At 47.7% G+C, this 19,109-nt stretch carries 22 protein-coding genes, 1 pseudogene and 1 riboswitch; of the genes and pseudogenes, 9 read left to right on the top strand and 14 right to left on the bottom strand.

Annotation, left to right across the window (positions count from 1 at the left end; translation table 11 throughout):
* Positions 1-135 precede the first annotated feature (135 nt).
* Entirely contained in the window at positions 136-339 is a 204-nt protein-coding gene (locus ACFO8Q_RS21270; protein ID WP_380028878.1) for a hypothetical protein, read from the bottom strand.
* Between the two features lie 104 nt (positions 340-443).
* Here ACFO8Q_RS21270 and chrA point away from each other — a divergent pair, with 104 nt between their 5' ends.
* The 4 genes from chrA (at position 444) to ACFO8Q_RS21250 (ending at position 3,636) form a co-directional block, all read left to right on the top strand.
* Positions 444-1,607, top strand: a complete 1,164-nt coding sequence (gene chrA / locus ACFO8Q_RS21265) for a chromate efflux transporter (RefSeq protein ID WP_380028876.1) — start codon at positions 444-446, stop codon at positions 1,605-1,607.
* A gap of 104 nt (positions 1,608-1,711) precedes the next feature.
* A complete protein-coding gene (locus ACFO8Q_RS21260) occupies positions 1,712-2,206 on the top strand; it encodes an Lrp/AsnC family transcriptional regulator (protein WP_380028873.1) in 495 nt (164 codons plus the stop codon).
* Positions 2,203-3,366: an aminotransferase class I/II-fold pyridoxal phosphate-dependent enzyme gene (locus ACFO8Q_RS21255; protein ID WP_380028870.1), complete on the top strand. Its 1,164-nt coding sequence runs from the start codon at positions 2,203-2,205 to the stop codon at positions 3,364-3,366. Before ACFO8Q_RS21260 ends, ACFO8Q_RS21255 begins: the two co-directional genes overlap by 4 nt.
* A gap of 96 nt (positions 3,367-3,462) precedes the next feature.
* Positions 3,463-3,636, top strand: coding sequence for a glycoside hydrolase family 130 protein (locus tag ACFO8Q_RS21250; protein ID WP_380028868.1), 174 nt, complete (start codon positions 3,463-3,465; stop codon positions 3,634-3,636).
* Positions 3,637-3,671: 35 nt separating this feature from the next.
* On the opposite strand, the gene manA is transcribed toward ACFO8Q_RS21250, so the two are convergent.
* The 6 genes and pseudogenes from manA to ACFO8Q_RS21215 form a co-directional block, all read right to left on the bottom strand.
* On the bottom strand, positions 3,672-4,628 hold the full coding sequence (gene manA / locus ACFO8Q_RS21245; RefSeq protein ID WP_380028866.1) for a mannose-6-phosphate isomerase, class I: 957 nt from the start codon (positions 4,626-4,628) through the stop codon (positions 3,672-3,674).
* A 38-nt stretch (positions 4,629-4,666) separates the two neighbouring features.
* Positions 4,667-5,204, bottom strand: a pseudogene (locus ACFO8Q_RS23965) (DUF2218 domain-containing protein); the annotation flags it as partial.
* Positions 5,201-5,458 carry a hypothetical protein gene (locus ACFO8Q_RS21230; RefSeq protein WP_380028859.1) on the bottom strand — a complete coding sequence of 86 codons (258 nt, stop codon included), beginning with the start codon at positions 5,456-5,458 and terminating at the stop codon, positions 5,201-5,203. The gene ACFO8Q_RS21230 and the pseudogene ACFO8Q_RS23965, both read right to left, overlap by 4 nt.
* Complete coding sequence (locus ACFO8Q_RS21225) at positions 5,436-6,575, bottom strand: glycosyl transferase (protein ID WP_380028857.1); 1,140 nt, start codon at positions 6,573-6,575, stop codon at positions 5,436-5,438. Before ACFO8Q_RS21225 ends, ACFO8Q_RS21230 begins: the two co-directional genes overlap by 23 nt.
* A complete protein-coding gene (locus ACFO8Q_RS21220) occupies positions 6,556-7,749 on the bottom strand; it encodes a glycosyltransferase family 4 protein (protein WP_380028855.1) in 1,194 nt (397 codons plus the stop codon). Before ACFO8Q_RS21220 ends, ACFO8Q_RS21225 begins: the two co-directional genes overlap by 20 nt.
* On the bottom strand, positions 7,746-8,789 hold the full coding sequence (locus ACFO8Q_RS21215; RefSeq protein WP_380028853.1) for a sugar phosphate nucleotidyltransferase: 1,044 nt from the start codon (positions 8,787-8,789) through the stop codon (positions 7,746-7,748). Before ACFO8Q_RS21215 ends, ACFO8Q_RS21220 begins: the two co-directional genes overlap by 4 nt.
* 362 nt (positions 8,790-9,151) lie before the next feature.
* Here ACFO8Q_RS21215 and ACFO8Q_RS21210 point away from each other — a divergent pair, with 362 nt between their 5' ends.
* Both ACFO8Q_RS21210 and ACFO8Q_RS21205 read left to right on the top strand, forming a co-directional pair.
* Positions 9,152-9,343, top strand: coding sequence for a hypothetical protein (locus ACFO8Q_RS21210; RefSeq protein ID WP_380028891.1), 192 nt, complete (start codon positions 9,152-9,154; stop codon positions 9,341-9,343).
* Positions 9,344-9,353: 10 nt separating this feature from the next.
* Positions 9,354-9,524, top strand: a complete 171-nt coding sequence (locus ACFO8Q_RS21205) for a 3-oxoacyl-[acyl-carrier-protein] synthase III C-terminal domain-containing protein (protein ID WP_380028851.1) — start codon at positions 9,354-9,356, stop codon at positions 9,522-9,524.
* Here ACFO8Q_RS21205 and ACFO8Q_RS21200 read toward each other — a convergent pair.
* The 6 genes from ACFO8Q_RS21200 to ACFO8Q_RS21175 form a co-directional block, all read right to left on the bottom strand.
* Positions 9,501-11,384 (bottom strand): bifunctional homocysteine S-methyltransferase/methylenetetrahydrofolate reductase, encoded by a 1,884-nt coding sequence (locus tag ACFO8Q_RS21200; RefSeq protein ID WP_380028848.1) that lies wholly within the window; start codon positions 11,382-11,384, stop codon positions 9,501-9,503. The two genes, ACFO8Q_RS21205 and ACFO8Q_RS21200, sit on opposite strands and share 24 nt — an antisense overlap.
* A 103-nt stretch (positions 11,385-11,487) precedes the next feature.
* Positions 11,488-11,611: riboswitch (SAM riboswitch) on the bottom strand.
* A gap of 19 nt (positions 11,612-11,630) precedes the next feature.
* Positions 11,631-11,786, bottom strand: coding sequence for a hypothetical protein (locus ACFO8Q_RS21195; RefSeq protein WP_380028846.1), 156 nt, complete (start codon positions 11,784-11,786; stop codon positions 11,631-11,633).
* A 190-nt stretch (positions 11,787-11,976) separates the two neighbouring features.
* Complete coding sequence (locus ACFO8Q_RS21190; RefSeq protein WP_380028844.1) at positions 11,977-13,083, bottom strand: shikimate dehydrogenase; 1,107 nt, start codon at positions 13,081-13,083, stop codon at positions 11,977-11,979.
* 4 nt (positions 13,084-13,087) lie between these two features.
* A complete protein-coding gene (locus ACFO8Q_RS21185) occupies positions 13,088-13,552 on the bottom strand; it encodes a type II toxin-antitoxin system RatA family toxin (protein WP_380028841.1) in 465 nt (154 codons plus the stop codon).
* Positions 13,539-14,780 carry an aspartate aminotransferase family protein gene (locus tag ACFO8Q_RS21180; protein ID WP_380028839.1) on the bottom strand — a complete coding sequence of 414 codons (1,242 nt, stop codon included), beginning with the start codon at positions 14,778-14,780 and terminating at the stop codon, positions 13,539-13,541. Before ACFO8Q_RS21180 ends, ACFO8Q_RS21185 begins: the two co-directional genes overlap by 14 nt.
* A 53-nt stretch (positions 14,781-14,833) precedes the next feature.
* On the bottom strand, positions 14,834-16,315 hold the full coding sequence (locus ACFO8Q_RS21175; protein ID WP_380028837.1) for a spore germination protein: 1,482 nt from the start codon (positions 16,313-16,315) through the stop codon (positions 14,834-14,836).
* A 157-nt stretch (positions 16,316-16,472) separates the two neighbouring features.
* On the opposite strand from ACFO8Q_RS21175, the gene ACFO8Q_RS21170 reads away from it, so the two are divergent.
* The 3 genes from ACFO8Q_RS21170 (at position 16,473) to ACFO8Q_RS21160 (ending at position 18,662) form a co-directional block, all read left to right on the top strand.
* A complete protein-coding gene (locus ACFO8Q_RS21170; RefSeq protein ID WP_380028833.1) occupies positions 16,473-16,745 on the top strand; it encodes a hypothetical protein in 273 nt (90 codons plus the stop codon).
* Positions 16,746-16,955: 210 nt separating this feature from the next.
* A complete protein-coding gene (locus ACFO8Q_RS21165) occupies positions 16,956-17,759 on the top strand; it encodes a DUF6345 domain-containing protein (protein WP_380028831.1) in 804 nt (267 codons plus the stop codon).
* 18 nt (positions 17,760-17,777) lie between these two features.
* Positions 17,778-18,662, top strand: coding sequence for a hypothetical protein (locus ACFO8Q_RS21160; protein ID WP_380028829.1), 885 nt, complete (start codon positions 17,778-17,780; stop codon positions 18,660-18,662).
* A 151-nt stretch (positions 18,663-18,813) separates the two neighbouring features.
* On the opposite strand, the gene ACFO8Q_RS21155 is transcribed toward ACFO8Q_RS21160, so the two are convergent.
* Positions 18,814-19,020, bottom strand: coding sequence for a hypothetical protein (locus ACFO8Q_RS21155; protein WP_380028827.1), 207 nt, complete (start codon positions 19,018-19,020; stop codon positions 18,814-18,816).
* Positions 19,021-19,109: the final 89 nt, after the last annotated feature.

The following is a 19,109-nucleotide window of genomic DNA, read 5'->3' as shown; positions in this document are numbered from 1 at the left end:
GTCTTGTGTACGGCTTATTTGGTATGCGCTTTTTCTTGGATACGTGCATTTGCTAAGGATTTCAGACTTTGCCAACAAAAAAACCTGAGCCCAACAGACTCAGGTTTTATATTCCGCCAAGCAGCCTACTCCTTCTCAATAGTACTCAAACAAAAACGATTCGCCGTTCCGATAAAAACACGGATCAAAAATTCCAAGTTTGGCCTCGTTATCCACAACCACCACAAAGGACGACCATTGATACAAGGTCTTCACCTCCGGATTCAGAGCAAACAACCGTTCCAAATCCGCATCCTCTTTTGACTCGAAAGAATGGACCAATCGCGGTCCGCTCCTCATACCTTCCCTCTACCGGTTGATACACCATGTTTACAAGTTCTTCACTAATTATACCGCAAATCGTGATATGCTTTTGAATGAACATCAAGGTCGGAGGTCATTTTATGTCAAACGAACAAAAAAAACGGCTTGCCGAGGTGGCAGCTGTATTTCTCAAACTGGGAACCATCGGTTTTGGCGGTCCCGCAGCTCATATCGCCCTGATGCAGGAAGAGATTGTAAAACGCCGGAAGTGGATCGAACGGGAAAAATTTCTTGATCTGCTGGGTGCGGCAAATTTAATACCCGGCCCCAACTCGACCGAATTGGCCATTCACTTGGGATACCAACGCGCCGGGTGGCCCGGACTGATTGTAGCGGGAGTGTGCTTTATCCTCCCTGCGATGTTGATCGTCCTGCTTTTCGCCATGGCCTATGTGGCCTTCGGAAAGCTTCCGGAGGTTGCACGGATTTTGGACGGAATCAAACCGGTTATAATGGCTGTTGTTCTGAATGCATTGTGGTCATTAAGCAAATCCGCCCTGAAAAATATGGAGACAAGAATCGCTGCCATTGGGACCATCGGTCTCTTACTGCTGGGGTGGAATGAACTCCTGCTGTTGCTTCTTGCGGGAATTCTCGTAATGGTTGTTACCAATCGCAAGCGGGTAGGCACAGGGGTCTCCGGACTGGCTTTCCTTCCTTTCAGTCCCGCTTCCGCTTTGTTGACAGCCAACCCGTCACAGCCGGCAGCAATAGGGGCGATCTCTCTCTCAAAACTGTTCCTTGTTTTTCTGAAAATCGGATCGATCCTCTATGGAAGCGGATATGTGCTGCTGGCGTTTCTGCAGTCTGACTTCGTCGAGCGGTACCAAGCGTTAACCTCTCAGCAGCTGCTGGATGCAGTGGCGATCGGTCAGTTTACGCCCGGTCCTCTTTTTACCACGGCCACATTTGTCGGGTATCTGCTGCATGGAACGCCGGGAGCGGTGTTAGCGACGATCGCCATCTTTTTGCCTGCGTTCGTGTTCGTGGCTCTGACTTCCCCGTGGATTCCAAAACTTCGGCGGTCACCCTGGATGGGAGGATTTTTGGACGGAGTGAATGCTGCCTCTCTGGCTCTTATGGCAGTAGTCAGCTGGCAGTTAGGTCAATCTGCCATCACGGACTGGGGAACGGCTGCACTGGCTATTGTCAGTCTGATTCTGACGTTTCGGACCAAAATCAATTCCGTTTGGCTTGTGATCGCAGGCGGACTGTTCGGATATTTATCGACTTTTTTCACGTAAATCACTGGAACCGGCCGGAAATTTCTTTTCTTTTGGCTCTTTTCCTCCACCGCAAAATCTGACATACTTATGGCAGACTATTTTCAAAAACGGAGAGGACAACCATGGATGCAAGCCTAAAAATGCAAATCTTGAATCTATTGCACGAAAATTCCCGTTTGTCTCACGAGAACATTGCAAACATGCTGGGAATCGAAGTGGCCGAAGTAACCGCACTGATTGACGAATTGGAGCGAGACAAAGTGATTCTGCGTTACTCGGCGGTTATTAACTGGGATAAAGTCGAGGCGCAGCGAGTGACTGCCGTTATAGACGTAAAAGTAACCCCTCAGCGGGAAGTCGGTTTTGATGCGATTGCAGAACGAATCTATCGATTTTCCGAAGTGAAGTCGGTCTCTCTTATGTCTGGCGGGTATGACCTGCAGGTGATTATCGAGGGGACCCATCTGAAGGAAGTGGCCCGTTTTGTCGCGGAGAAACTTTCCACAATCGAGCATGTAAACTCAACAACGACTCATTTTCTGTTAAAAACCTATAAAACGGATGGCGTAATCTTTGACGATCACGAGGATGATCAGCGGTTGGTGATTTCTCCGTGAATCCTTTATACGACCGGCTCTCCCCTGTAGTCAAAAGTATCCCGCCGTCCGGCATTCGCCGTTTTTTTGACTTGGCCAATCAAATGGAGGATGTCATCTCGCTGGGCGTGGGGGAACCTGATTTCGTAACCCCATGGCACGTCAGGGAAGCCTGCTTCTATTCACTTGAACGAGGCTTTACCACCTACACTTCAAATAAAGGTCTGCCGGAACTCCGCTCCGCAATTGCCGATTATTTGCACGGATTTAACCTGAATTATCATCCGGAAGAAGTGGTAGTTACAGTAGGGGGCAGCGAAGCAATCGACATCGCTTTGCGTACTCTGCTGGTGCCGGGAGATGAAGTACTCATCCCTGAACCTGCCTATGTTTCCTATAATCCCTGTACGATACTAGCAGGTGGTACACCGGTTGGGGTTCCTACCTATGCGGAGGATGAATTCCGTCTAACGGCCGACAGTCTTCGTGCCAAAATCACCCCGCGCTCCAAGGTCCTGATTCTTTGCTATCCGAGCAATCCGACCGGAGCGATTATGTCGGAAACAGATCTGAAGGCGATTGCAGAAGTTGTGATCGAACATGATCTGTTTGTCCTGTCCGACGAAATCTATGCAGAGCTGACCTATGAAGGCACTCATTGCAGCATTGCTTCTCTGCCGGGCATGAAAGAACGCACGGTGCTGATCAGCGGCATGTCGAAAGCGTTTGCGATGACAGGCTGGCGCATCGGGTATGCGGTCGCTCCTCAGGAAATTTTGAACGTAATGCTGAAAATTCATCAATATACGATTCTTTGCGCTCCGATTATGGGTCAAATGGCTGCTCTCGAAGCCCTGCGAAACGGACGTGCCGAGAAGGAGAAAATGGTCGAGCGCTACAATCAGCGCCGCCGTTTGATTGTGAAAGGGTTCCGTGAAATGGGACTGGCCTGCCATGAACCAAAAGGGGCATTCTATGCGTTTCCCGACATCCGTTCGACCGGCCTGACTTCTGAAGAATTTGCCGAAGGACTGCTGAATCACAGCCGGGTTGCGGTTGTGCCCGGGAACGTGTTTGGTGATGGCGGCGAAGGGTTCGTCCGCTGTTCCTACGCGACTTCTGTTGAACAAATTCAGAAAGCGCTCGAGAGAATTGATGATTTTTTGCAGACATTGCGTTAAATCGGGAATATCGCGCCTTGGGCAACCTGCAAACAATCATCTGACTTCGGATATAATTTTATCTAAGGATTCTATCAGAAAAAAGGATGGTTTTTTGTGAAACATTCTTTATTTGTTCCCGACACACAGGACGAAATCGAGGGACAGGTTGATTTTGTGGTGTTTGCAGAAGGACTCGTACATTTTCGCAACACCTGGTTTTTATATTATGGAATGGCCGATTCGAAAGTCGGGGTGGCCTGCTTCACCCCCAGCGAATTTCCTGTTTAGTCAGAGAAAAACGACCACTTGCAAAAGTGGTCGTTTTATTGTGGAAGACAGGAAGCGATTGCCTCCCACTCTCCACATATCGTATACTGCCCCAGTGTTCTCGGGATCAAAAGATGATCTCCTTTCTGGAGCGGCTGCTCACCCCCGGCCCACGTCAGGGAGCCGGATCCCGAAATCACGGACAAAAGTGTGAAACTTTCTTTCGATTGAGCTTCGAATATTCCCTGCAGGTTCCATTTCTCCACCGTAAAATAGGACTCTTGGATAAAGCGTGTTACCTGTAATGAGCCGTGATCGACAACCGCAGCCGCAACATCCTTTTTTCTGAACGGTACGGTCGTAACCTGAAGGACCTTGTCAAGATGCAGTTCCCGCTTCCGGCCTGCTGCATCGACCCGATCATAATCATACGCCCGGTAGGTCACGTCCGAGCTCTGTTGTGTCTCCAGAACCACAATCCCTTTTCCAAGGGCATGAATCGTCCCATGCGGAATGTAGAAAAAATCCCCCGCTCGCACCGGAACCCGTACCAGCAGATCTTCCCATCTGCCTTCTGCCACCATTTCGCGTAATTCATCGCGCGTCAAGGCCGTATGCCCATAAATAATTTCGGCGTTGGGTTCCGCATGAACCACATACCAACATTCGGCCTTGCCCAGTTCGCCGTTCTCATGGACCGCCGCGAATTCATCATCCGGATGCACCTGGACAGACAAATCGTCATCTGCATCCAACAGTTTCACCAGAAGCGGGAAACGCCCCAAATTTCTCGCGGCAAACCACTCCGGATGCAGATCCAAAAGGTCTTGAATTGTTTTGCCCTGATAGACACCGTTTGCAACCGGGCTTTTTCCGTTCGGGTGATCCGATATCACCCAAGCCTCACCGGTGCGCTCACCGGGAATCGGGTACCCAAAGAAACTTTCCAGCCGCTTGCCGCCCCAGATTCTTTCGTGATAGGAAGGCGAAAAGAGTAATGGATACGCATTCACGGTACTCTCCCCCAGTCACACAGTTCACGTATTCCGATCTACCAAGTGACGGTCAATTCCGGACTGGCTGCTTTCAAAGCTTTCTCGATTTCTTTTTTAATGTACTTGAGCCCTCTTTCCGATTCGGCTTCTGCCCGCAGTACCAGGATCGGCTGTGTATTCGACGCCCGCATCAGTCCCCAACCGTTTGGAAAAAGGACTCTGGCACCGTCCACATCGATTACTTCATAGCTGTGTTAAAAATGCTGCTTCAGTTTCTGCAGGATTTTCTTCTTCTTCCCCTCTTCACAAGGAACTCTTGTTTCCGGGGTCGAAGGATAACGGGGAATATCCGAGAACAGGTCTGACAAGCTCCGGTCTTCATTCGATAAGAGACGCAGCAATCTGCCCGCCGCATAAAGCGCGTCATCATAACCAAAATATTCATCTTTGAAAAATAAATGTCCGGACATTTCACCGGTAAACGGGGTATTGATTTTTTTCATTGTCGCTTTGAAATGGGAGTGCCCTGTTCTATGGAAAAACGGTTTCCCCCAATCTTTCAATTTCCTCAACCAGAGCTTTTGAGCACCTCACCCACATCGACCACCTGACAGGATGGAGTGATGCAATCCGGCGATTAACGCCCGGTGCAGATCCGGGGACGACTTTCGATTATCTCTGCCGACCACCGCTTTATGAAAACCGGCCGACTTGATCTTGTCGCCAACCGCTCGCCCCAGAAGATACGCAAATTTTGGGTCGATTTCTTCTCCCGCTTTGCCTCTGATATCATATTCACGAAATACATGGGAAGGAACGTTGATTTCATTGCTCACCAATACAGACATGTGAATCAGCCTCCAACTCGATATTTCTGTAGATTGCTTCTGTCAGCAAATACGATAGAGTCGATTCCGCGCCCTGATTCAGATTGGGCCCTTCAGGTGTCAACCCGTCACAGCAGCTTCCTTCTTCCGGATTCGCTAAGGAAATATGCAAGTCGTTTTCCCCATGAAACCACCCCCGGCATTTTTCCAGCACCTGCAGATACGAAGGTTCACCCAGAGCAAGGTAACCCTCAGCCGATGCCAATGCCAATTTCATTACTTCCAACGGCTGTTGATCCCAATCGCTTCTATTCTTTTGCGTACACCATCCTCTGTTCCCGATCGGACGGATCACCCCCTGATCGTCAGTCATCTTTTCAATCAGAAAGTGGAGAGATTCCTTTGCGATTTCCAAGGTGTCCTGCCGTTCCGTGACTTTATTTGCATGAAACAATGACCAGGGCAATACACCGTTGCCATACGTCATCACCGGTTCAAACCACGACCAATCGCTGCCGGCGTTTTTTTGATAGAGAGAAACCAGCTTCGATTCAAACAAAGTAACGTAATCCGGCAAAAAGTTCCTAATAAAACGGTAAAATCGGCCGGTTGGACGCCCGGAATCCTCAGCGTTCTGCAGCAACAGGCTGCACGCCGCCAATGCATACGCCCACCCTCTCGGAAACTTCATTGTTTTTGACTGTTCGATGCCTTTCACGAACATTTCCTCTGCTGCAATCCTTCGCTCTGCATCCGACAGTTTGACGGATGCGACCGCACAGGCCCAGAGGGTCCGTCCAAGACAATCATCGGAAGGCTCCTCCGGTTCCGGGGTACGGTTATAGCCGATATTATTATGAAAAGATCCGTCATCCCGCTGAACCCAAAGCAGGAATGCGAGATAGCGATCGATCAAATCCAGGAGCTTTTCCTTCACCAATCCCTCTTTGAACAATTCTCCTTGCTCTGCCGCCGAAACAAGTTCAAACCATTCCACGCATACCCATAATGCCCTTGCATTGTCGTCAGTGGTATAGCCCTCTTTTCGCCGCGGAATTCTGCCCAGACAATGTTCCAGCAGTCCGGTGCCGTCCGTCATTCTCTCCAGATGACGAAAACTAACCGGAAATGGATACAACCTGTTTTCCTCCGGTACGGTTTTTCTCATGTGTCAGTTGTACGGTTCGGGCAAAAAGCAGGGCATGTTTTTTCCCAACTAGCGGCCAATGCATTAATTTTCCAATCCGTTCCATTCTTCTTTCCCACTGTTTCAGAACTGAACGATCGGATAGAAGCATTTTGATTTGCCGACTCCAATTCTGCCAATCATCAAATGGAATTAATAATTGGCCGTATTCCCCGAGCAAATCCTGTGCATAGCTGTATGGAGTGCTCAACACGGGACGTCCCAGTCCGACCGCATAAGCCAGTGTACCGCTTGTGATCTGTTCCATTCCCGGATAGGGAGTAATATAAAGGTCACACGCCGTGATCTGCTTGATCAGATCCTCTTCCTCGATGTAGCGGTCGATCATCACAACGTTTTTCTCCAGGTTTTTTTGTCGAATCAACTGCTGCAGATGTTCTCTGTATGCTTCTCCCTCGCTCTTTTTCACTTCCGGATGGGTTTGCCCCACGATTGCATAGAGCACTTCGGGGAAGTCTTTGACAACCTCCGGCAGGATCTCGAGAATCAATTCGATGCCTTTTCCTCTGCTCAGCAAACCGAAAGTCATGATCACTTTTCTGTTTGTCCACTCCAGTTGATCTCGATAACGCTCTCTCAATTCCGGGTTAGGGACAGGGGTTCCGTGGGGGATAAACGCGATTTTGTCTTCCGGAACCGAAAAAGAATTTCTTAAATAGGCAATCGCCTTTCGATTCATGACAATGATGCGGTCGCTTCTTGCAGCGATTTCTTCTTGGATGGAACGGTAAGGTTCACGAGGATTTTCGAAAACCGTATGGAAGGTTGTAATCAACGGCTTGTTCAGCTCCCGGACAAAATCCAGAATATAGGAACCTGCGTCTCCCCCGAAGATTCCGAACTCATGCTGCAGCGAAACGATCGAAACATCGCTGTCATTCAATTTTCTGGTCATTTGGGAATAGGCCTCTTGCTGGTCGCGCATGAGAGGCCACAGGGCCGGATCATTTGAATCCCCGGCCTCCTTTGGGTCCGTAACAACTACCACCGGATCCAAGCCCCTCCAAAGTTTTGCGCTTTTCACCGCCTGTCTAAGATGGTGTGTATAAGTGGCCAAACCGCATTTTTTCGGGAGATACGTACTCACATAAGCTGCCCGAATCATCCTTTCATCCCTCCTGCCGTTCGATTCATTACCGCTTCGTGGAGAATATGTCTTGAGCCCAATTCCAATCCATACCCGAAAATGCAATTTTTCAATTGGGCGGCATCTTGTACTTTACAGTCGTTCCACATAATCGTTTCCGAACAGCGAACATGGTGACCAATCTCACAGCGGTCCCCAATCACCGCATAGGGACCGATCACGCTGCGGTCGCCAATATGTACCTCGTTTCCGATCAACACCGGCGGTACAAACAAGACACCCGATCCGATCTTCGTCCCTTCTCCGATCCGGATTCCATAGTCTTGTTCCTTCTCTTGCAGCGGCAGTGAAAACTTTCGATCCAAGAGATCCCAATGCAGTTTCCGGTATCGGTCTTTGGTTCCCATGTCCATCCAGTACCCCTGAATGGTTGTCCCATACACGCCGATGTTCTTTTCGATGAGCAGGGGAAACGTCTCACGTTCAATGGACACCTCGGTATTCTTGGGAATCCACTCCAGCACCTGTTTCTCCATCACGTAGATCCCTGCATTGACCCGTCTTGAGGGTGCCTCATCTCTTTTCGGCTTTTCAACAAAACGCAGGATCTTTCCCGATCCGTTTTGTTCTACAACACCGTATTGCGATGGGTCCTCGACCTCCGTTAACCCAATGGTGACAATCCCCTTATGCTGAATGTGATAGTCCAACAGAGGCATGATCGAGACTTCATGAATGATATCCGCATTGACCACCAAAAAACGGTCACTAAGCAGATTTTCCGCGTTTTTGATCGCGCCTGCAGTGCCTAACAGCGTTTCTTCCACCGCATATTCAATGTTCACTCCCCAGGATCTTCCATCTCCAAAATGATTTCTGATTTCGTTCGAATAATGTTTCACCGCGAGAACAAAGTCCTGGATGCCCTGGTTTTTAAAATTGACAATCAGGTGCTCCAGCCAGGGCCGGTTGCCGACCAGAGCCATCGGCTTGGGCAAATTCTCGGTTAACGGACGGAGCCGGGTGCCCAAACCACCCGCCAATAACAGTGCTTTCATTGAATATCGTCCTCCTCCAATCAATGAATTGGTTTTGCCCTTGCAATGAAAAAAGAAGCTATGATCATAGAAGAAATCTTTTTTCACCATGTAACGCATGAGGAAAGAAAAATCTCAAATATGAACAAGCTTCTTTTGCATGTTGTTAGCACTCTATGGAGGTGAGTGCTAAATCTTGCTATTAATATAGTGAACTTCCGGGGAAACTCTCAACGCTCGAAATCGGGCCATTGGAAGAATTTTTCCGGCAGTTTGCATCATTTTTTTGATTTTTCTCTTCAAATTTGATAAATCTAGTTTTTTTCTCAAAGAATCTGCTGGATGAAACCATCGGGCACCCCGGGACAAGCTCATACGAATGAATAACCTCCCATCCGACGGATAGGAGGTTATTATTTACTCTAGCGTTCACAGATTATAGGGATCGATCCACTTGCATTCTGTTTGGCGACGGCACGGGGGCATGGGTCGTATCACGAAGTCAAAGCTCAGAATCCAAAGGAATTCTATTTTCGTCTCTTCATACTGACGGCGAGCATTTGGAACGTTTATAAGTTCCCGGCGGTGGCAAAGAACCTTGATTTCGAACAAGAAAAGGTGATCAGTACCATCCAATACTACGGAAACAATTCTTCCGCCACGATTCCAATCGCGATGGACACAGCAGTGAAAGACGGCCGTCAAATAACGAACCGTCTGTCTTGTGTTTTTTTATTCACCCACAACATTTCGTGATACCTGTGTCAACTGATGCACATACTGAGTCAGTTCTACTGTCATTTCATAAAAGTGGAATGGTGTAATCAGATAGATTCCCTTGAAATACTTAACCGCTTCGGCCACTAATTCTTTTGAAATCTGTACGCCTTCCGCTCTTGCCCGAGCCCCATCAAACCGTTTAATGCGATCCAACGTAGATTGTGCAATTTTGATGCCCGGGACTTCATTATGCAAGAATTCTGCATTCCGCGGCCCTGTCAGCGGCATGATACCGATAAATATTGGAACCGGGATGTGGCGGGTCGCATCGTGAATCGCTACCAAGGTCTCCACGTCATATACCGGTTGGGTCATGATGAAATCGGCTCCTGCCTCAACTTTCCGCTCGAGACGTTCCACAGCTTTATCCAGATGACGAACGTGTGGATTAAATGCCGCCCCTACTACAAACTGAGCCTTATTTTTCATCCGTCGTCCCGAAAAGGCGATCCCCTCATTTAATTGCTTCACCATTCGAATCAGCTCAAAGGAAGAGACATCAAAAACCGAACTCGCTCCCGGCAAGTCTCCTACTCGCGCCGGATCCCCCGTAATAACGAGAATTTGATTCATCCCGAGTGCATGCAAGCCCATTAGATGGGACTGCTGACCGATCAAGTTCCGGTCCCGACACGCCACATGCACGAGTGGTTCGATACCCAGTTCACGCTTGATGATCGCTCCAAGTGCCATGTTGCTCATTCTCGCGGTAGCCAGCGAGTTATCTGCCATCGTGATTGCGTCGGCTCCCGCCTTTCGCAGAGCAATACTGCCTTGGATAAACTTTTCGATATCAAGATCGCGAGGCGTGTCATATTCGACAATCACAGTATGACGCTGCTTTACCAAATCCACAACCGTCGGCTCGTTTGGCGGGGTTAAGTTTGGTTCCTTTTCCAAAACAGTTACATGAACTTCGGGAGTTGGATTTTGCCGGTTGACCCGCTGACGGCCCGCGACAGCTTTTGCAATCGCTCGAATATGTTCGGGCGTTGTGCCGCAGCACCCGCCGATTAGCCCTACGCCTTGCTGCAAAAGCTTTACTGCGGTTTCACCAAAATATTGCGCATTCGACTTAAACGCATATTCGCCATCCACTAAAGCCGGTCGCCCCGCGTTCGGATATGCTGACAGAGACAGACCGTCCGGCACTACAGTTTTTTCCAGGGAACGCAGAATCTCAATAGGACCTAACCTGCAGTTTAAACCCACTACGTCCGCGCCGGCTTTTTGTAATTGTAAGAATGCGTTGGAAAGGTCGTACCCGTCTCGCGTGCGTCCGACTTCCAACAGCGCTAATTGAGTGAGAATCGGCGTGCCGGAAACTTGTGTTAAGGGACGGATCACATCTAAAGCCAGCAGCAGTTCTTCCACATCATAGAAGGTTTCCAGCATGATGCCATCCACACCTTCGTCCAACAGAGCTGCTGCCTGCTCCTCAAACACGTCCCGATACTGATCCAAGGGTTTACTGAGTACCCGCCCGGCCGTTATAGAACCAATGCTGCCGATTACAAAAGCGTCTTTTTCCGATTGCTCCAAAGCTTCCCGCGCAATCTTAACCGCAGCCCGATTGATTTCGGACGTTTTGCTCTCCAGCCCATACCGTGATAAGGCCTCCCGGTTCGCGGCATAAGAGTTGGTCTCGATCACTCGGGCCCCCGCCTCCAAGTATGCCTGATGAACCTGTCGAACCCATTCCGGATTGGACAGACACAACAGTTCCGTTGAGGAACCCGCCGTATACCCTTGTTGGTAAAAAAGCGTTGCGATCGCCCCGTCACCCACCAAAACATCCGAACGCAAACGCGCTTTAAATTCTGCCTGCCGATTCATCGCCTTACCGCCTTTCCTTTGTTCTAACGCTCAGGAAATAAAAAACCTCTTCTCGGCACCAAGAAGAGGATGGATTGCAAATTTAGATTCGCTCACGATTCCTCTCTTATCTGCCAAAACGCCCGTTCCGAAGCGTTTTGCTGGAGTTAGCACCTTGTATCACAAATGATGTGATACCGGTTGCCGAGGTTTCGCAGGGCCAGTCCCTCCACCTCTCTGGATAAGAGCTTTATGCAATTTTTCCGATTAAATCAGATTATTGCTGAAATCATACCAACTAAAGAGCAGAATGTCAATCAATGTTTGTCCCACAAGATCAAAAAGCATCCGTCTACCCTCAGCAGACGGATGCTTTTTATTGAACCCGACAGCCCCACCTACGCCATCGAGCGTGACGGCCAATAGCGCCGTCCTACCTGTTGCACTGTGCTTACTTAACCGGCCATGACTTAAGCCATGACTTACTAATGAAAATGAGCTCACACCCATAGTAGGTTCCTCATCGAAAAGTTCCTTGAAAATTTTCCCCGAATCCCGCCTCAACAATATATCTTAATTATTATTTCATGTCAATTATTTTCTTCAAAGATTGTTATAAGTTGGTTATCGGTCTGACTTCCTCCTTCTTCGGTAAAAAAGATGTTGATACTTTACGAATGGTACGAATCATGTCCGGTGTCAATTGCTTGTCAAACGAACGGAAGCCTGCCAGTTTAAACCCGTGTTTTCGAGCCATTTCGTCGATTTGCCGCACTTGTTCGACCCTTATGTTGCGTCCCAGAGTAAAACATTCATACCGCTTCTCGAGTGCGAGCAGCATTGTTTCTGCCATGCATGCATAGACAACACCTTTTGGCAGACCAAATCGAAACCCTGATTGATATTCACCCGGAATTTCCACAAGGCCGCCTTCTATCACCAGCACATCGGGCCGTTTCTCCGCTACTGCCTTCGCCACATCGCGCGGACGGGCAACATCACAAACCACCGCTCCTGCCTTCAAATCTTCCGGATACAAAATCGTGTCCGCACTTCCCGATACAGTTACCACCAATTCCGATTTCCGCACCGCATGACGGACATCCGTTGAAATATCAACCATCTTGCCCGACTCGCTCATAATGATTCCCGCAAGATGCTCCAGCTTGGATTCGTCCCTGGCAGCAATTGTTAAACTTCCCACGTGAGGGGCCAACAATCTTGCGCAGATCGAACCGATCGCTCCGGTTGCGCCGATCACTGTCAAGTGTGACTCTTTCGGCTCAATGTCCATTAATACAGCCGCCTGACGAATCGCTTGGATCGCGGTGGCCACCGTATAGCTGTTCCCCGTGGTAACCGGTATACGCAGATGCTTGGCAATTGTAATTCCCGCATCCCCAACCACCGATGTGAACGCTCCCAGACCCAGTATTTTGGCACCCGCACGTTCCGCCCGCTTTCCTGCCCGAATAATCTTGTTCAATACGGTAGGCAGCGGAAGTTCAAGCATTTGTTTGGCAGTTAGCGTAGTGGCTACGAACCACCCTTCCACTTCGTTATGCTCCGACCGAATCGCGCGTAAATGATCCACCTGGAGTGGCGGGGCAAATCGCATAATCCGCTCCAATAAGGCAGGCGGCCAATTTTGCAGGGATGGAAATTTTTTTGCTACATCCGTAACATCTTCCGGGTGTACAAGAAATCCAAACGTGTCCATAAGGTCAACTCCCAAACTGGCTATTGGTTGTGGATCTTCCTTCAAACCTTTCTTTAATGGCTTTTAACATGGACTCCCCATTCTGTCGGAGTTTCACTTTGGCAACCGGATTCAATATAGAGGACAACATAGGAACTCCGAAATCAAAATCAACAGTTAAAGTCACCCGTGTATGGTCACCGTCCTGCTTTACAATCCATTCTCCTTCGAACTTTTCGAGATCGCCTTCAATCTGGGAATACTTGATCCGGGTCTCCACGTCATCGAACTCATCCCTCTCCCGCCATCTGAAAGACATGCCGTTTAATGTGCTGTCCCATGCAGTAATGGTCCAATTCTCGCCCCGTTCCAAAACCCGGACTTCGTTTAAGGACGGCATGAACCGGGGATAGGACTCCATATCCTTGATCAATTGAAAAACTTCATCTGCCTGGCCCCGAATCGTCTGATGAACTTCAACTAACGGCATAGGAAAAGCCTCCTTCCAGAGCTTTATGAAATGCGGCGATGACCCGATCCATCTCTTGTTTGGATATTGTGAGCGGAGGCTCAATCCGGGTAACCCTCAGGTTGTTCAGTGCAAATGCGGTCAGAACCCCCTGTTCGATCAGTTCGGCCATAGCCAGACCGCCAATTGCCTCATTGGCAAACTCAACCCCAATCATCAGTCCCCTGCCGCGAATTTCCGTTACGGTCCCGGGATATTGATCGGCCAACCTGCGCAAACCGGTCATCAGATAGGATCCTTTGACGGCCGCCTCCTGATACAGCCTTTCTTCAAGCAGCACATCAATTGCAGCATTCGCTGCCGCACAAGCCAGCGGATTTCCGCCGAATGTCGATGTATGGAGCAGCGGGGCATCCTTGTAGGCCTCATACAGATGAGGTCTGGCAATAAATGCCCCAATTGGCATGACACCTCCGCCTAGCGCCTTGGCGAGGCACATGATGTCGGGTACCACACCCTCCTCTTCACATGCAAAAATCTGGCCGGTGCGTCCCATGCCTGTCTGGACTTCATCCGCGATCAACAGCACCCCTTTGCGATTACACAGTTCTCTCACTTCCCTCAGGTAACCGTAAGGGGGAACAATAATACCTGCTTCTCCCTGAATCGGTTCCAGAATTACCGCTGCCGTATCGGAGTCAATGGCTGCTTCCAAGCGCTCCAGATTGCCAAAGGGGACATGGACAAAACCGGAGAGAAGCGGCTCAAACGGTTCTCGATAAACGTCTTTCCCTGAAGCGGACAAAGACCCCAATGTTTTACCGTGAAAGGAATTGAACATTGAGATGATTTTGGTCCTGCCTGTTGCAATCCGGGCGAGCTTGATCGCTCCCTCCACCGCTTCGGTACCCGAATTGCAGACGAATGTGTAGGTAAGGTCGCCGGGCGTAATGCGGCACAAGCGCTCCGCAAAATCGGCCATCGGTTCGCAAAGCATAATTTTACTGGAAAGCGGCATCTTTCTGAGCTGCTCCTCTACAGCTTGTACGATGCGCGGATGCTTGTGACCAAAAGCAAATGTCCCATAACCGCCTACACAATCAATCATCCGCTTGCCTTCCCAGTCGGTTACGACAGAGCCTTCCGCTTCCCGTTCAACAGCAGACAGTCCCATGAATCGAAGCAGCCGGGCCAATCCCGGATTGATGTATTGTTCATATTTGGATAAGACCTGTTCGTTTTTAGACATTGCGCACCTCCAGATCAACTACAATATGTGGAAAATCAGATATTCTTATGCAATCATCGCCTTGTTTTATCGATCGTCCGCAGAATGCCGGGCCGTTTCTCGTTCCACTTCAATGGCGTTCGCATCGTTACGTGCAGAAAGGCCTTTCCGTTAAACGGCAGCAATGGCCATAAGTAGGGTGTCCCAAGAGACTTTGTCCGAGTTAACAGCAGAATCCAGAGAGCCATACCCAGAGCAAATCCCCAAAGGGCCATGCCCAACATTCCAAAGACAGCCGTAATGACAATAAGACCCAGTCGGCTAATCCGGTTGGCAAGGGCAAACTCGTAGCTCGGCGTCGCGTAATTTCCTACCGCAGCGATGGCAATATACAGCACCACTTCTTTGATGAAAAATCCGACATCCACTGCAACTTCCCCCAATATGACCGCTGCTACCAACCCCATAGCGGTTGCCAACGAAGAGGGCGTATGGATGGCAGCCATCCGCAGGATGTCGATCCCGAGTTCGGCAATCAACAACTGCCAGAACAAATGAATCTTTCCCGCATTTTCCGGGATCACGAATTTGAGAGCATCGGGAACGATCGAAGGATTTAGGATAAGCGCCAACCAAAGAGGAGGAACCAATAAAGAAGCCAGGATGGCCACCAAGCGAATGATGCGAAGATAAGCTCCTACGATCGGTTTTTGGCGGTACTCTTCCGCATGCTGCACATGATGAAAGAATGTCGTGGGTGTGATCATCACCGACGGGGATGTATCCACATAAATCAAAACGTGCCCCTCCAACAGATGAACGGCTGCCACATCAGGACGTTCCGTATAGCGGATCATCGGGTAGGGATTCCAAATTTGTTTGAAGACCAATTCTTCAATTGTTTTTTCCGCCATCGGGAGTCCGTCAATGTCCACTTTCTTCAGTTCGTTCCGAAGAGTGTCCACCAAATCCGGATTGGCAACATCCTTGATATAACCAATGGAGATATCAGTTTTTGAACGGGCTCCGACGCGCATAACCTCAAACCGCAACCTAGGGTCCCGGATCCGTCGGCGGGTCAAAGCGGTATTAAATATAATTGTCTCAGTAAAGCCGTCTCTCGCACCACGCACCACTCGTTCCAAATCCGGTTCTTCCGGACTCCTGGCGGGATACGTGCGGGCATCAATCAGGATCGCTTCCGTTTCTCCGTCAATCAATAAAACAAGCGGTCCAGCCAATAAATTAACGACGATCTGGTCGAGATCGGACTCCGTGCTTATTTCGACATAGGTGATGTGGGTTTGCAATAAGCGTTGGATTTCCCTGGCGGACAACGCCCCCTGGTTCAGTTCAGCCAAATGCTCCATGATCCGGTTCATGATGTCGTCTTTCACAAACCCGTCTATGCAATAAAAAGCAAACTCTTTTCCCGCATAACGCAAACGGTTATGGAGGATATCGAAACTTTCATTAACGCCCAACAGTTCGTTCAAATACTCCACATTGGCGTCCAAATCAGACTCCAGATGCTTCATTTCTCGAATCTCCTGCATGCTGCCCCCCCCTTTTATCTATCTCAATCAATCAGTATGGGAAAAAAAAGCCCCCGTCAAACGTGGGGGGCTTCAGGTTAAAATATCGCTTCAGGAATGAATGGTTGTTGACAAAATGGGAAACACATAAAAGAACTTAAAGAAAAGGGGAATTGAAATGGGGTACTATAAACTCAGCAGGGAACCGGCCGATCAGAATAAACGGATGCAGGGAAACCAGGAACTTGAAATCGTTCAAGCCTGGCAGAAAGATCTCCTGCCGGAAGAATTCCCGGAGGGCGCTTACGGCTCTACAATCTATCTGGATCAGCCGATTGGAAAATCGTCTGAATGGGAACCGGGACAGCAGGTAGTATCCCGGTATCAGGATGAGAATCCCGCCTTCCATGATTTTAAAGTTCCGACCGACGCAGAGTTGCCCGATTTATAAAAAGAAATCTTTTGAAGACTTCACCCTTTTGGATTTGGGGTGAAGTCTTTTTTATTTCGCTGTGCGAGCGCTTTATCCAAAACCTTAAAAATTTTATATTTTTTGGAAGGAATAATTAACCAAATGTCGTATCCATATATCATACGGTCCGTAACAAACTTTTGGGCACATCATGGTGTTGTCGAATCATTATTAACAGGAGGTTGGTGTATGAAATTCCAAAAGGCTTTAATTTCTCTGTTTGCTCTGACACTTCTAACATCTCCCGGAACGTCATGGGCTTCAGGCTCTGATGACTCTACAAAAGAAGTGTTTGTTTGGGGGGTTTCTGATTACCCTTGGAACTGTAACTATTCAGATCTCAGCCGCGTAAATGATCTTAGCAATGAAATAATCAATACATTCCCCTCAACATGGACAAAAAGGAAAACTATGGACAATAGTGTTACCCGAAGTGATTTCTTAAATAATGTGGGGTATGGGGACTTCGTTTTCTACCTTGGCCATGGATTAAAAGACAACTATAGATTGCATTTTGGAGCTAATCATCCGTGGGCTGAAGATGATTCCGCCAATAATATTTGGAGATCGGATTTGCAATTGGGTCCTTGGGGATCTACTGCCGGGGGAGATGTCGATTACGTTAACTTTCATACATGTAATTTTCTCCGGGCTCTCGACTGGAATGAGAGATGGTCAATTCTAGCTATGATGGACGGTACACATATGCAACTAGGGTATGGAAGTACAATGTGGATGTATCCCGGTCAGATGCAGGATTATGCTACACGTCTTAAGAATGGTGAATATGTAAAAGATGCTTGGGTGAATGCAGCTAAAGTATATCAACCCAAAGCAGCACCAAACGTTGATGTCTATGCCGTTGTAACCGCTCACAAAAGTACTATTTACGATAAAATGTCTAGCGGCGACTCTAATGATCCCCCTGGATTCTTGGATGAAAACGCCAATGAATTTTACCTTTATAGCTATCTAGTTGCTTCAGCTCAATAAATTAAAGGGGTGATTACCTTGAAAAAGGTTTCAATTGGAATTTTAATGATATCAATGATTGTCGGAGGGGTATATTTGACCAGAAGTAAAAATAGTTATGAATATCCCTTCTTTCCAGCGATGGGAAATGAAACACATATAGAACATATAGAGCCAACTGGTTTGTCATCGGACACCACCGAAGTTCCTGTATTTAAGACAAAACCAGTAATCAATCCGACCGAAAAAGCAAAAACCCTTGCAACAAGATTTAATTTAAAGGATTACAAAACATCAGAGAATGAGAGATCTATTTCACTTGTTAGTGAGGATAGTAGTATTGAATTTTTTAAAAACTCTGGCAGCTTTGTCTACTTAAAGAAAGTCAAACCTGAAGATCCATCGAATTTACCCTCCTTAGAACAGGCTAAGTCTCTAGCCAATTCCTTTGTAAAGTCTTTGGGTTACAATGACTATGCAGTATCTAAGGTAGCAGAAGAAAAGAGATACAATCCTATATCAAAGGGCAAAGAGAACGAAGTCACAGTAGGGATTAACGTTTTCTTTAGTAAAAAATTAAAAAACATGGAAATATACGGCGGAGACCGTATCGAAATTGATTTTGGTTCAAACGGTGAGATTACAAAAGCTTTCTTCTTAACTCGGGATTATGAAGAAAGTAATCTGGAAAAGACAATTTCTCCCCAAGAAGCATTTGATCGAGCAAGGAAAGGGAATGGCGCAGTATATACTGAAAGTTCAGCAAAACATGCGGTAATAAATAAGAGTTCCATTGCATACTGGACTGCTCCAGCACCTGAGTTCCAAAAAGATGTGATTCCAGTTTATATCTTTGAAGGCACCACCGATGAAAACAAAGCAGTTACAATAATAACCCCTGCTATTGAGGTTCAACCAAAATGAAATCTATGAAAAAATTCTTGTTTGTATTTACTCTAACTTTTGTTCTTTTAACTTTCTTGAGTACTCAATTTATACCCTATGATTATCCATCAGAGCCGTTTTGGATAGTTTTGTATTGGCAAATAAAGGACCAATTGTTTAGGGGAAACTTTTATGCACTCCCATTTTTCATTGCATCCTTAGTAACTGGTTTAATTGCAACTTTTTTTACAAAAATTAAGTAAGTCTGTTCCAAAAGTAATTCAATCTGATTTGGACAGCCCCACTCTTTCATGAAGAAGCTTGGTTTTTCATTCTTTAAGTCGCTTCTTCCTAGCATCTTGATGTAAAACAGGAGATAAAGATTAAATACTACCAAATATTATCTCCCTAAGAAGTATGGATAGAGTCGTCAGCAAGAGTCTGCTTCTCTATCCATTTTTCTATATAATAGTTTTATTTTTATTG

The organism is Effusibacillus consociatus (genome assembly GCF_042652925.1).
Lineage (GTDB): Bacteria > Bacillota > Bacilli > Tumebacillales > Effusibacillaceae > Effusibacillus > Effusibacillus consociatus.
Note: the sequence above shows the minus strand (reverse complement) of the source record. Positions and strands in the feature narration are given on the sequence as shown.

What these genes read in the sequence shown, in the direction of transcription:
- ACFO8Q_RS21270 (WP_380028878.1), bottom strand. Translation starts at nt 339, where the DNA reads ATGAGGAGCGGACCGCGATTGGTCCATTCTTTCGAGTCAAAAGAGGAT.
- chrA (WP_380028876.1), top strand. Translation starts at nt 444, where the DNA reads ATGTCAAACGAACAAAAAAAACGGCTTGCCGAGGTGGCAGCTGTATTT.
- ACFO8Q_RS21260 (WP_380028873.1), top strand. Translation starts at nt 1,712, where the DNA reads ATGGATGCAAGCCTAAAAATGCAAATCTTGAATCTATTGCACGAAAAT.
- ACFO8Q_RS21230 (WP_380028859.1), bottom strand. Translation starts at nt 5,458, where the DNA reads ATGTCTGTATTGGTGAGCAATGAAATCAACGTTCCTTCCCATGTATTT.
- ACFO8Q_RS21220 (WP_380028855.1), bottom strand. Translation starts at nt 7,749, where the DNA reads ATGATTCGGGCAGCTTATGTGAGTACGTATCTCCCGAAAAAATGCGGT.
- ACFO8Q_RS21215 (WP_380028853.1), bottom strand. Translation starts at nt 8,789, where the DNA reads ATGAAAGCACTGTTATTGGCGGGTGGTTTGGGCACCCGGCTCCGTCCG.
- ACFO8Q_RS21200 (WP_380028848.1), bottom strand. Translation starts at nt 11,384, where the DNA reads ATGAATCGGCAGGCAGAATTTAAAGCGCGTTTGCGTTCGGATGTTTTG.
- ACFO8Q_RS21190 (WP_380028844.1), bottom strand. Translation starts at nt 13,083, where the DNA reads ATGGACACGTTTGGATTTCTTGTACACCCGGAAGATGTTACGGATGTA.
- ACFO8Q_RS21185 (WP_380028841.1), bottom strand. Translation starts at nt 13,552, where the DNA reads ATGCCGTTAGTTGAAGTTCATCAGACGATTCGGGGCCAGGCAGATGAA.
- ACFO8Q_RS21180 (WP_380028839.1), bottom strand. Translation starts at nt 14,780, where the DNA reads ATGTCTAAAAACGAACAGGTCTTATCCAAATATGAACAATACATCAAT.
- ACFO8Q_RS21175 (WP_380028837.1), bottom strand. Translation starts at nt 16,315, where the DNA reads ATGCAGGAGATTCGAGAAATGAAGCATCTGGAGTCTGATTTGGACGCC.
- ACFO8Q_RS21170 (WP_380028833.1), top strand. Translation starts at nt 16,473, where the DNA reads ATGGGGTACTATAAACTCAGCAGGGAACCGGCCGATCAGAATAAACGG.
- ACFO8Q_RS21165 (WP_380028831.1), top strand. Translation starts at nt 16,956, where the DNA reads ATGAAATTCCAAAAGGCTTTAATTTCTCTGTTTGCTCTGACACTTCTA.